Origin of the sequence: Tetragenococcus halophilus (assembly GCF_001712815.1) — a bacterium.
GTDB lineage: Bacteria > Bacillota > Bacilli > Lactobacillales > Enterococcaceae > Tetragenococcus > Tetragenococcus halophilus.
This window is the reverse complement of record NZ_CP012047.1, coordinates 1,063,025-1,075,948: the sequence shown is the minus strand read 5'-3', so window position 1 is coordinate 1,075,948 and position 12,924 is coordinate 1,063,025. Positions and strand designations below refer to the sequence as shown.

The following is a 12,924-nucleotide window of genomic DNA, read 5'->3' as shown; positions in this document are numbered from 1 at the left end:
TTTTTCATACCTTAAAGACAGAAATAAGATACAGGTTAAAAGATTTTTAGCGAATAAAGACCTTCTAACCTGTATCTCTTAAATAAAGTCAACAAATTCATAATATTTAACTTGTACCGGGCTATCAATAGACATCGTCGATAAAATACCTAACTCCAACTGAATAAATTTTTCCTCAACTATAGTATAACAATTTTTCTCAAAAGCTTCTTCTACATAAGGAAGTAGCTCTTCCTCGTCTCCTTGGCTTTCTTGATCGATCCCCTGAATTTGTTGAAAAATACAGCCATCATCTAAAACAAAATATTCTTGACCATACTTATAAACAGCGACATTATAGTCACGAGTGGTAAGTTTAGTATGAATAGCAAACAAGCATTCGTTGACATTGGGAACGACAAATGCCAATTCCTTCGGCTTTAACATATGTTGAAAAAACAATCTTCACGCCCCTTTCTCTTTCATTATAAAGAAAGAAATAAAAAATGAAAATAATTTACTCTGAAAAAAAGAAATAATGGACAAATTTAGCACTCTTTATAAAATTCCTCTAAAAAGTCTTCCATAAATGCTTTTCGACGGTTTCCTTCTTTTTTTCCGTAATAGGTATTCATCATTTCTGGCAGTAAAAACAGTTTTTCATACATATGATTGATCATGGTTGATGGTCGACGATAATCTTCTTTGCTATGAAAGTGTTGCACAGCTTTATTTTCATCATAGATCGCTTGACCGTGGGCACCGCTAAAATAAGCAGCTCGTAGGATTCCAACGGCCCCTAGCGCTTCCAAACGATCTGCATCCTGTACAATTTTTCCTTCTAATGAAAGTGACTTTGCTTTTGCAAACATTTCGGCGGAAAAAGATAAATTTTGAATAATTTCTAAAATCGCTTCGATTTCTGCAAAAGAACAATTTATTTCTTGCAAAAAATGAACTAAGGTTCGCTGTGCTTTTTCAGGCTCGTCTGTCACTTTGTCATCAATCATATCATGTAAATAAGCACTTGCCATAACAATAAAATTATTTACTGCTAATTGGTCTTTTTTTATGATCTTTTCTGCTAAACCGGCTGTTCTTTTTGCATGCTCAAAATCATGCCCTGTACTTTCTTGCGCTAAATTTTCTTGCGCGTATGAAATAACGTCTTTTAATTTCTCCATATTTTTCCTACTCGCTTATTTGATAGACAGCAAAATAAATTTCTTGTAAATAATCAAGTAAATACTGTGGATTCAATGCTTCACCACTAGCGTCATAAATCAATTGATTGGGTTTTTTAGAAGCCCCATATTGATGAATATTTTGACTTAGCCATTTTTGAATAGCTGAGTAATCATCCGATTTCAAAATTTGATCGACATCCAGTTCTTTTTTCATGGCATAGTAAAGTTGACAAGCATACATATAACCTAAGGCATAGGATGGAAAATAACCAAATTCAGCTGCTGACCAATGAACGTCTTGCAATATCCCTTCTAAATCATTTGCTGGACGGACGCCTAGATATTTTTCATATTTATCATTCCAAAGTTGTGGCAAATCCTCTACCTTAACCTCTTCATTAAAAATCATTTTCTCAATCTCGTAACGAATGATAATATGTAAAATATATGTAAGACTATCTGCTTCAATTCGAATCAAACTGGCTTGTGTCTGTTGGAGTGAGGCATAGAAATCTGTAAATGAAATATCAGCAAAAGTACCATCAACGCACGCTTGCAAAAAAGGATATTGTTTTTGCCAAAAAGATTTACGACTAGCAATGACAAGTTCATTAAATAATGACTGGGATTCATGGATTCCCATAGAAGCACCTTCATGTACCGGTGTATATTCAAATTTTTCAGCAATATTTTGCTCATAAACACCATGTCCGGCTTCATGAATCAAACCAAAAATTCCCATAGAAAAGTCTGTTTCATTCCAGCGGTTGGTTAAACGTACATCCTGATGATTAATCCCTGTAGCAAAAGGGTGAATTGTGTCGTCAATACGCCCACGGCTAAGATCAAAACCGAGATCTTCTACAACTTTTGTGACAAATTTTTGTTGCTGCTCTTTTGCTACTTTACGATGTAAAAAATCTGTTCTTGGTTTTATTCCGTAATTTTCAATTTTTTGATAAATCGCCATAATTCCATCACGAACTGTAGAAAATACATCATCTAAAGTTTCAGTTGTCATATTTGGTTCATAAATATTTAGTAATACATCGTAATCAGTCTGCTCATCTTTTTTCCAATAAGAAATCAATTCTTTTGTTAAACGAATATTATTTTTTAACGCATCATAAAACAAAGAGAAATCCTTTGCCTGTCTTGCTTTTTGCCAAGCATGATGGGCATTAGCCGTAGCTTTACTATATTCAACCATCAACTCATTAGGCACGGCTTGTTCTCTTTCATATTCTTCTTTTACTAATGTCAGCGCAGCTTTTCCAACTTCAGAAAGCTTTTCTGGGTGTTGCGAAAAATATGCAATCGCTTCAGACATTTTAGGACCGATTTTTTTAGAAAAATATTTTCCATATAAATAACTGGATACTTCTGCACGAGCATTGCTAGCTTCAGCTGGCATCCCAGTTTGTGCGTCCCATTCTAAGATTGCCAGTGCTTGTTGCAGCATATCCATTTCTTTTAATTCTGTTAAAAACTCTTGTTCTTTCATTTCAGTACCCCTTAAAAAATAATTGTAAAACTTGCAATCACTAACAACGAACTTAGTAAAGTGCCTAATAAATAATATTCCGCAAATTTAGGATCTTCAGCTATTTTGTTATAACGAGCAATTGATTTAGCAGTTAGTACAAAACCAATAGCTGCGTATTGATTAGCATAAAGCATAAACAAAATAAGTAGACGTTCAAAAACGCCGATAAGTGCTCCTGCGTTAGCAACCCCCTCATCTGAAGACTTGGGATCAAAGTGGTCGAGAACTTTTCTGATTGTAATACTGCTTGGTTGTAAAACCAAAAGCAACACCGTTACCCAAGATAATATCTCTTTAAAGTCAACATTCAAATACACAAATAGTTCTTTTAAGAAAAGAAGGTAATTGATATCTATTTGAGCCAATGCAATAAATGTCACTAGCAATAAAATGGTTAAAATGTGTAACAGCTGGTCCGTAAAATAAAGAAGGACATTTTGTAAATCGTTAAATGTAAAATATTTATTGAGTAAGGCTTTACAAGCATCAATGAAAAAGTGAATCATCCCAATAAAAAGTGCTCCCCAAAATAATGGCCAGTTAAACAATGGAAAAATAACTATAACCATGGTCACTAGATAAATAAAACAATGCAATAGTAAATAACGGAATGTGCTTTCTTTTTCTTTGGCTATTGTCGAAGTCTGAAAATAATAATCGGCTAAGATATGCCCAATAAAAAAATGTAAAAATAAACTATTTACCATATACTCCCATCTCCAGCTACAATTCATTAATCACGTTTTGCAGCGTGATTAATGAATTGTTAAAGGTATAAAACTCCGCGCTATTCAATGCTTTATTGACACTCGACTGTCCAATATTTAAAGCTTCAGCAGTCATATATTGGTTTTTTTCATTTGCTAAATAAGTTCGAATAATTTCTTTTTGTCTTTCCGTCCATTTCGTCTTTATAACAGACTCTAGAGAAAAAATCGTATTAATGAGCTTTTCATAATGAACAGCTTGCTCCCCAGTGGACAATAAAATATTGGAATAACATTGCTCGTATTGCTTTTCGCTTCTTTCAATCTGTTCAATCATTGCTCGAGCTCGGTGGTAAGAAGAACCATCGTTTAATAAAGAATTTTCTGTATTAAGCTCTGTTTCAATATCACCTAAACCAATACCTATACGTAATTCAATAGGCGCTAAACTCAGCTCAAGTTCAAAAAGCATTACCATTAGATGGCTGGCATCTTTCAATAAACCTTGAAAAGCATCGCCCATACTCACTGTGAACTGAGCTGCTATATCTTTCTGATACACATGATTTAATCGTGCTAAAGTTTTAGTAAATTTCTGCTGGTTTGCTTTTCGATGACCTAAATTTCTTGAATCTTTAATATCGCCAATAACCGCTATATAGGGATAATAAGTTGTAGCCGTAGACATGCTAAACACCTCCTAAACCCATTATACGATTCCTTTAGTAGCGAATCAATCAATTTAATTCACTTTAAAACGAATCATTGTTAAAGATTTATCAAAAAGGGAATTAATTGTGAAAATGTCTCTAATTAACGTCCCTTATATTGTGTTCTCACCTAAATCGACTTAACTTTTCCACCGTCAACCAGAAGATTTTGACCTGTCAGATAAGAGTTAGCCCCCGAAACTAAGAAAGTAGCTACTTTTGCAAATTCCTCTGGTTTTCCATAACGTCCCATAGGAATAGTTGAAAGATTCGCTTCTTGTACAGCTTCTTTTGTCTCTCCCTTTTTCTTCGCATTCACTTGGTCAAGTTCGTCCACTCGTTTTGTTTGAATACGTCCTGGTCCAATCGTATTTACTAATATGTCATCTTGAGCTAATTCTTGCGATAATGTTTTTGCAAGGCCCAAAATCCCTACTCTAAATACATTAGATAAAGTCAGCCCATCAATGGGTTCTTTTGTCGAAGAAGAAGTATTATTTAAAATACGACCCTTATTTTCTTTTAAATCCGGTAAAACCATACGAATAACTCGAATATAACTTAATAAAGTAAGCTCAAATGCTTTTTGCCAGTCTTCATCTCCAAAATCTTCGAAATTTCCAGCAGGAGGCCCGCCAGAGTTATTCACTAAAATTGAAATAGAACCGAATGTTTCCCTTGTCGTTTTTACTGCTGCTGCAATGCTTTCATTTTTTGTCTGATCTAACAAGCAATAAGCAACAGAACCAGTAGCTGTTTTTTCAATTTCTTCTTTAGCTAGCTTTAAATTCTCTTCTGTGCGGCTAGTCAACATAACATTAGCTCCTTCATTGGCTAATTCCTGAGCAATGGCCTTACCCAAGCCATCGCTTGAAGCTAGTACTAAAGCCGTTTTCCCTTTGATTTGTAAATCCATTAATTCATTCCTCCTATCAAAACGTTATTTATTTTTTAAATCGCTTTAAAAGCTATTAAATAATGCCATGTTCTTTTAATACTTGCGTCTCATCTCCAGTGACCCAACCAAAGATTTTAGGCTGCCTTTCTCTAAATTGAATAAGATAATTCGATGTAAAAGGAATAACTATTTCTTTTTCTTCTTTAAGATAAACGGCTTTCCAATGAGTAGTAGCAACTGCATGCTGCTCGTCAAGAGGTATAGTATCAATAGACTGGCATTTCATTTCTTTTGTACCAATTAAACGGTAATATTCATACCCTTTATCCATTGCCTCTTTAAGCTGATCATTATTTTCTCCCGTTTTTACCCCAGTTGGATTAGCAGCGATAAATTCTTCCGTATAAAAATTCGCAATAGTTTCTAAATCAGCCTCTTTAGCCAAAGAACTATTCATTTGCTGCTCATAGGATTTATTTTATCTTTCATTTGGGAAGGCTCCATTAATTACATCCTTTCTATTGCTTATAGCTTAACAAAGCTCTGAGTTTAGTACAAAGTTTTTTCTAATAAACGTAACAACAGTATACCATAATGCTTGAGAAAACGCTTTTTATCTTTAGAAACTAGTCAATGAAATTTAGTGAAAGATCCCTTTATTTCACTCATTATAACTAAAAAATTAATTTAGATATTTGATTACAGAAATGAAAATGATATAATACTTCTGATTATATTATATTTTGGTTGTTTATGAATGAGAACATGAGAAAAGAGAGGATTTGCCTCTCTTTTTTAATGTTCTCCTAAAGACAATCATCACGAGCGCTACATTAATAAAAAAATAGAAAGGAAATCAAATATTGCCTGAAAACAAAGAGAATCACACTCAGAAGCAAGCGAGAAAAGGAAATCGTAGACGTGGAAAAGAAAATACAAGATCAAAACGTAACCCAGAACTTGAATCAGAACGCGAATTAGCTAGAAAAATGCGCAAAGAAGAAGCCCGAGCGCGTAAAGAAGCCATAGAAAATCGGCCACCATTTAGAGGTTTGCAAATAAATCCTACGACGTCTTTATTCGATGAAGAAGGAAAAGAAGAAATTGGGGAACGTAATTGGAAAGGATGGGGCGTTGATATTCACCCCCAAGTTACCATTCCTGCGACTATCATCTTGTTATTATTCATCATTTTATTATCAATATTTTCGCAAGAAGCAAATGTCGTTTTTGATTACATTTTAGACGCTGTTACAAATTACACAGGTTGGTTTATGATTTTAGCAACCGCCATATTTATTGGCGCAGGTCTCTTTTTTGCTTTCAGCCGTTATGGAAAAATCGTCATCGGCGGTAACGATGCTAAGCCAGAATTTTCCAGGTGGGGCTGGTTTGCGATGTTATTAAGTGCAGGAATGGGCATCGGACTTGTTTTCTGGAGTGTCGCAGAACCCATCTCACACTTAGGTGAACCTTCTCCCATGTTTAATGTTGATCCAAATTCTGCTGGAGCGGTTAAAACAGCATTGACCTCATCTTTCTTCCACTGGGGGATACATCCCTGGGCAATTTATGCGATCGTAGGTTTAGGACTTGCTTTCTTTTCTTATAATAAGGGGCTTCCTTTAACAATACGCTCCCTTTTTTACCCTTTGATAGGAAATAAGATATACGGCTGGTGGGGTAACATCATTGATATATTATCTGTTTTAGCAACAATGACGGGATTGGCCACCTCTCTTGGACTTGGCGTTTCACAAGTTAATGCTGGTTTAAATCATCTTTTCGGGATATCAATAAGTCCAGGCATTCAGATTGTATTAATCATTGTAATTACCGCTTTTGCAACAACTTCAGTCGTTTTAGGGCTTGATAAAGGTGTACAAAAATTAAGCGAAATCAATATGGTCTTAGCAGCAATTTTTGCTCTTTTCATCCTCTTAGTAGGCCCTACGGTATTTATACTGAGCGGCTTTACGCAAAATCTTGGGTATTATGCTGCGAACTTTATAGAAATGAGCTTTTGGACAGAAACCTTCACTAGTACAAATTGGCAAGGTAGTTGGACATTGTTTTATTGGGCTTGGTGGATTTCTTGGTCTCCATTTGTAGGAATGTTCATTGCCAGGATTTCTAAAGGTAGATCCGTTAAGGAATTTATCATCGGTGTCGTTCTTGTCCCAACGATCATCTCAGCAGTATTTATGAGTATACTTGGAGGAACTGCCTTATATCAACAAATCAATGGTATAAACGATTTAGCAAGTGTCGTTAATGTGGATGAATCCTTAGCCTTGTTCTCATTATCAGATAGCTTGCCACTATCGAGTATTTTATCACTTGTGGGAATCATATTGGTTACAGTGTTCTTTATTACTTCTTCTGATTCAGGTTCATTGGTGATTGATCACTTAACTTCAGGAGGAAAATTGGATACTCCTCTCGCACAAAGAATTTTTTGGGCTATCATAGAAGGTGCTGTAGCTGCAGTACTACTTATTGGTGGAGGTTTGACTGCCTTACAGACAGCTTCGATTATTACCGGGCTACCGTTTACCTTTGTTTTACTTGCTATGGTTTATTCCTTATACCTAGGATTAAGACAAGAGTTTTTGATCGAACGAGCGGTTAGAGAAAAACTCCGCAAAGTCAGAAATGATCATATTATCACTGAAGTCGTACAATCTAATGTTGAAGACAAGGCTTTAGTCGAAAATGTTGCTGAAAAACTTGCTGAAGAAGAAGATACAAACGAAGAAACAAATGAAGATGACTACAATACAGAAAGTCAAAGCTCGCAGTAGAATTTTTCAATTAAAAAAAAGAGAGGGTCGTTAGGTTTACTTCATTTGATCTAACGACCCTCTCTTTTTTATCAAATCTATTGTTAGCTCAATAAAAACTAACTAAAATTCTACACACAGCAACTTCTACTAGAATTCATAGAATTACTTGCATAAGTAAACCCTATAGAAAAACTATCCAAAAAAGAAGCCAGTTTTTTATACGTTTCTATAAGTTGTTTAGGTATTCCTGCTTGTATAGCAAGCTGCTGAGAAGGTATTTTTTTCGTTTTACTATATACTTTATCCGCCAGACCAAAAAGACTTATCCAAGTAAAGACTTCTTCCCAAGATTCAATCTCATTTTGCGAATCAAAATTTTGCTCAATAAGATCTTCCAGATAATGAAAGTATTCCTTTAAATGATTATATAACTTCTCACCTTTTATCGTACTATGCTGCCTTTTTTTGAGGTTAAAATAAAGCAATCGCCGCTCTTTTTCCACTAAAAATCCATTTTCAATCAAGAAATTCTTTGAATCATTCATCAATTTATTTTCTAAAGAAACAAAAAGTAAAGCATCCTTTTTAACGATGTTTTTAAGTTCTTGATCAGTTATTTTGTTTTCCTCATCCGCAGCTTCCAATAAAATATTCCAAAGTAAAGACGCAATCGTTTCCTCTTCCTTTTTATCTTCTGTTAATAAAAACATTGTAGTAGGCGCTCTTTTGATCAATGAATCGTTCTCCAAGATAAGAATTCTCTTTTCAATAGCCCACTTCAAAAAACAAACTTGCGCGTAATTTTCAAGTTTCCCTCCACCGATTCTTTGTAGGTAAAATGCGACATCTAATACATTGTCTCTAAGCGGACTATAAGTTGTTGTCCGATTTTTTTCCACTATTACCCCTTCTTAATTTTTTAGTTTATAAAGATAAACAACTACTATTTCTTTTATTTTAACAGAAAAAGCGCTATCAAAAAATAAAAATCAAGTAAGTTGACCTATGAAACTAGAAAAAGACCAAGGAAAAAGACCTTCATTGTCTTCCTTGGTATCATTCTCTGTAATCTCTGACTATTTTTCCGAATTTTTAAAACGATCCAGTAGAACAACCATATGCTCTACCCCTTGATAGAAATCAGCCAAACGAATATTTTCATTCGGGCGTGTGCTCCGGATTTTTCCCATTCAGTGCCACTTCCAAGAATAGGAACATTTAAATACTTGCCAAAACCGTACATAGGACCCGTTCCAGCAGAATTAGGTTCTAAAACAACTTTATCCTCCCCATAGACTTTTTTTGCAGAGTCAATAACAATTTCTACAAAAGGATCTTCTAAATTTGTTCTAAACGGCATAACTGATGTGATCAGCTCTAAGGCAACATCTTCAAAACCATTACTATCTAAGTGTTTCCTCAATAGTTCTGTTACCTTATCAGGCTCATATCCAGGAACTAAACGAACATCAATTTTTGCCATGGCTTGTCTAGGCAAGATGGTTTTAGCACCAGGGCCCGTATAACCAGATAATAAACCACTGATCGTTAACGTCGGATAAAAAACCAAAGCTTCTTCGGGTGTATACGGCAATTGATCTGTAATCAATGGGTGCTTCAAACCGTAAGTTTGCTTACTAGCTTCAGGATCAAAAGGTATACGATTAGCTACCCTTTTTTCAAGATCTGTTGGAGCTGTCATCATGTCATAAAAACCATCTACTGTAATTTCGTTGTTAACATTTCTCATACTTGCTAAAGCTTGAACTAAACGCCATGCTGAATTGTCAGCAATAGCCGCTAAAGATGAATGCATATCAATATCAGCACTCTTTACACGAGCTTCATAATAAGCAATACCTTTGACGCCTGCTGAAATCTTCAAACGTTCTTCAGAATCTTTCGAACTTGACTCCCATATACAAACATCGGCAGCAAATAAATCAGCATAGGCTTCAAGATAATCATTTACATGAGGACTCCCGATTTCTTCTTCTCCTTCGACGAAGAACTTGACATTAACAGGTAATCCCCCTTCTGTATTTTTATAGGCTTCTATCGCATTGATGCGGGCCACAAAATTAGCTTTATTATCGGATACACCGCGAGCATACAAAAGGCCATCTTTTTCAGTCGGTTCAAAAGGAACAGTGTTCCACTCATCTAATGGGTCTTCTGGTTGTACATCATAATGGTCATAAAATAATAATGTCTTCTCAGCATCACCAGATGGTCCAGCCGCAAAAAAACCATAAACAACTGGATGAGCACCTTCTAATGCTAAAACCTTTGCCTCTCCTCCAGTATTTTCAATAAATGATTGTACAGCTTCGGCTGTTTGGTTAATTTGTCTTCCTTGAGCTGACACTGATTCTAACCTTAAGTAATCATAAAAACGCGCCATATTTTTGTCTGAAATACGTTTGATTTCTTCTGTACTAATTTGACTCATATACTCACTCCTTACCTTTTACTCATTAACTAATTTTTAAATAATTAGAAAATTCAATATGTTTTAAAGATTACGCCAATTAAAGAACAGTGTCAACGCCAATAATAAAATAAAATGGAATTTACTAGCAAAATATAATTTAAATGTTCTACAGCTTTAAAATATATACGTTTTGTATCCATATATTATCATCGACTTTTCTAATTTCGATATGAAGCATACTCGAACCTAACGTAACCAATTTCAGAAGCATTTTTCATCAATTCAAGATTTAACCAAGCAGCCAATTTATGAAATTCCACTGTATTGTTAAATGGGAATTCACTGTAACTTTTACTATATAGCTCTTCTTCTGTTACACTATCTAACTTTTCTTGCCATCTTTCTATTAGAGAGTTAATGCTTATCTTAACTGATTCCACATTTTCATAAACATCTATGTCTTCTTTTGTTAATGTTCCATTACCAAAAGAGTGATTAAAGACCATCTTCCACCAAAACGTTATATGCCACAACGTCCAAGCAACACTGGGTGTTCCGAGCTCATAATTTTCATGTTCAGGGAAGTTAGCATACCAGTTGCCATTTATTTTTTGAATATATAGCCCACAGTTAGGTGAACGCCATAAATATTCATCTTGGCTGAGTGAATCAAGATGATATTCAAGAAGCTTTTTAGAAATATCGAATTGAAATTTAATATTATCTATTAACGCCTGATTGCTTTCCATCATAAATATCTCCTTTTATCTATAAAAAAACTCCCTTTAAATCAACTTTCAAAAGTCTGTTTTAAAGAGAGAATATATTTAGCAATTTTTATATTCATTCTATACTTTTACAAATTCTTCCCCTTTTTTATTTATAATTCTTTTTGAAAAGGGTTGCCTTATTCCTAAACTGTGTTTAGCAATTTTAACAGAATGGTCTGATATACGTTCTAAGTTAGAAACAATATCCACAAATAAAATCCCATCGGAAGGTTTACCAATCCCTTTGTTCAAATTAGAAATATATGTGCTTCGGATACTTTCTTCCAGATTGTTCACATCTTTTTCTCTTTTGATAACTTTACCCGCAATAGAATGACTTTCTGTTTCATAAGCTTGCATCGCTTCTTGGACATTTTGTTTAACTAAGTTGAATAATTCAAGCAAATTTTCATTGTATAACATATTCTTACGATCGCTGTTTCCATTCTTTTTCTGTAACTTCTCAGCAGCATTAACTTCTTCAATATTTTTCAGAATGTTTTCAGTATGATCACCTATACGTTCTAAGTATTTCCCTATTTCACCCATTTGCGCATGTTCATTAGAATTTCTAGCGGGTAAACTTTCTCCTGAAATATACATCAGATACTCTGTTATTTGAATATCTATACGATCTACGACATCTTCTATTTTAAGTACATGATCGTAACTTTTCTTATTTTGTTTAAGGTAGTAATCAAACATTGTATCATACTCTTCTAACACGAATTGTCCCAATTGAATGATTTCATGTTTAGTTTGATCCAATGCGATAACTGGCGATCTTTGAACCAATGAGTAGTCTAAATTTGGTTCATACATTTCAATCGTATCCTCTTCACCAGGAATAATTTTACTTACGACTCTTGCCAATTGTGGTGTAAACCAAATCATTATACCTACCGATAACAAATTAAAAAGCCCATGGGCAAAAGCAATCTGTAACTCAGGGTTTAAGCGAAGTGTATTCGTCAAGGTATTTAAAACCATGGTAAAAGGGGTAAAAAGCACCATAGCAAAAATTGTTCCAAAAACGTTAAAAATAACATGAGCCAGTGCTGTCCTTTTGGCGGCAAGACTAGCCCCCACTGCAGCAAGAATGGATGTAAATGTTGTCCCTATATTGGTACCAAAAAGGATAGGTAAAGCAGCTTCTATCGTCATCGCATCTTGAGAAAACAATTGCTGCAAAATCCCTGTAGTAGCAGAAGAGCTTTGTAAAATAAGTGTCATAACTGACCCTGTTAGGATACCTAAAAATGAATTATTAGACAACCAAAGCATTAAATCACTAAATGCTTGAAGATTTTGCAATGGCTCAAGTCCACTACCCATTAAATCTAAACCATAAAACAGCGCACCAAAACCAAAAATAATTTGTCCAATACTGGTAATCAACTGGTTTTTAAAGAAAAACAGAAATAAAGCGCCTGCTCCTATGATTGGAAGCGCATAGTCACTAATATTCAAACCGATAATAAAAGCTGTAATCGTGGTACCAACATTGGCACCCATTATAACACCAATCGCTTGAGTTAAAGACATAAACCCTGCACTAACTAAACCAACAGTAAGTACCGTAGTCCCTGTACTACTTTGGATAAGGGCAGTAACAATAGCACCAGCTAAGACAGCTCTCAAAGGAGTGGAAGTAAATGTATTTAAAATACTTCTGAGGTTATCACCAGCGGCTTTTTGCAGCCCATCTCCCATATATTTCAATCCGAATAAGAAGATCCCGATTCCTCCTATGAATTGAAATATGATCTGTTGTGCGTCCAATACGTTTACCTCCATATTTTACCTATAATAAAAACATAGCTATAGAATTTTCTTTTTTATTTTAACCCACCCCCCATTTTAAAGAAACCCTTGCTGAAAAGAAAGGAAGTTTTGAGAAAAACTTA

At 34.7% G+C, this 12,924-nt stretch carries 12 protein-coding genes; 1 reads left to right on the top strand and 11 read right to left on the bottom strand.

Translation table 11 applies throughout. From position 1 onward, the window contains the following. Nucleotides 1-78: 78 nt before the first annotated feature. The 7 genes from AC806_RS05075 to AC806_RS05045 form a co-directional block, all read right to left on the bottom strand. Nucleotides 79-441 carry a hypothetical protein gene (locus AC806_RS05075; RefSeq protein WP_041591816.1) on the bottom strand — a complete coding sequence of 121 codons (363 nt, stop codon included), beginning with the start codon at nucleotides 439-441 and terminating at the stop codon, nucleotides 79-81. Nucleotides 442-527: 86 nt separating this feature from the next. Beyond that, nucleotides 528-1,163, bottom strand: coding sequence for an HD domain-containing protein (locus AC806_RS05070; RefSeq protein ID WP_014124747.1), 636 nt, complete (start codon nucleotides 1,161-1,163; stop codon nucleotides 528-530). 7 nt (nucleotides 1,164-1,170) lie between these two features. Next, complete coding sequence (locus AC806_RS05065) at nucleotides 1,171-2,670, bottom strand: carboxypeptidase M32 (protein ID WP_014124746.1); 1,500 nt, start codon at nucleotides 2,668-2,670, stop codon at nucleotides 1,171-1,173. A gap of 11 nt (nucleotides 2,671-2,681) precedes the next feature. Then, nucleotides 2,682-3,419: a DUF3307 domain-containing protein gene (locus AC806_RS05060; RefSeq protein WP_014124745.1), complete on the bottom strand. Its 738-nt coding sequence runs from the start codon at nucleotides 3,417-3,419 to the stop codon at nucleotides 2,682-2,684. Nucleotides 3,420-3,435: 16 nt separating this feature from the next. Then, the gene (locus AC806_RS05055; protein WP_014124744.1) at nucleotides 3,436-4,107 is read right to left on the bottom strand and encodes a SatD family protein; all 672 of its coding nucleotides are present in this window, start codon (nucleotides 4,105-4,107) and stop codon (nucleotides 3,436-3,438) included. Between the two features lie 152 nt (nucleotides 4,108-4,259). After that, the gene (locus AC806_RS05050) at nucleotides 4,260-5,045 is read right to left on the bottom strand and encodes an SDR family oxidoreductase (protein ID WP_014124743.1); all 786 of its coding nucleotides are present in this window, start codon (nucleotides 5,043-5,045) and stop codon (nucleotides 4,260-4,262) included. A 55-nt stretch (nucleotides 5,046-5,100) separates the two neighbouring features. Then, nucleotides 5,101-5,484, bottom strand: coding sequence for a hypothetical protein (locus AC806_RS05045; protein WP_069028918.1), 384 nt, complete (start codon nucleotides 5,482-5,484; stop codon nucleotides 5,101-5,103). Between the two features lie 406 nt (nucleotides 5,485-5,890). Here AC806_RS05045 and AC806_RS05040 point away from each other — a divergent pair, with 406 nt between their 5' ends. Beyond that, complete coding sequence (locus AC806_RS05040; RefSeq protein ID WP_231960514.1) at nucleotides 5,891-7,831, top strand: BCCT family transporter; 1,941 nt, start codon at nucleotides 5,891-5,893, stop codon at nucleotides 7,829-7,831. A 110-nt stretch (nucleotides 7,832-7,941) separates the two neighbouring features. Here the strand turns inward: AC806_RS05040 and AC806_RS05035 are convergent, their stop codons facing one another. From AC806_RS05035 to AC806_RS05020, 4 genes are all read right to left on the bottom strand, one after another. Then, a complete protein-coding gene (locus tag AC806_RS05035; protein WP_156768844.1) occupies nucleotides 7,942-8,547 on the bottom strand; it encodes a hypothetical protein in 606 nt (201 codons plus the stop codon). Between the two features lie 389 nt (nucleotides 8,548-8,936). After that, a complete protein-coding gene (locus tag AC806_RS05030) occupies nucleotides 8,937-10,265 on the bottom strand; it encodes a M20/M25/M40 family metallo-hydrolase (protein WP_231960513.1) in 1,329 nt (442 codons plus the stop codon). 200 nt (nucleotides 10,266-10,465) lie between these two features. After that, nucleotides 10,466-10,999 (bottom strand): DinB family protein, encoded by a 534-nt coding sequence (locus AC806_RS05025; RefSeq protein WP_014124737.1) that lies wholly within the window; start codon nucleotides 10,997-10,999, stop codon nucleotides 10,466-10,468. A 96-nt stretch (nucleotides 11,000-11,095) separates the two neighbouring features. Further along, nucleotides 11,096-12,799: a Na/Pi cotransporter family protein gene (locus tag AC806_RS05020; RefSeq protein WP_231834345.1), complete on the bottom strand. Its 1,704-nt coding sequence runs from the start codon at nucleotides 12,797-12,799 to the stop codon at nucleotides 11,096-11,098. Nucleotides 12,800-12,924: the final 125 nt, after the last annotated feature.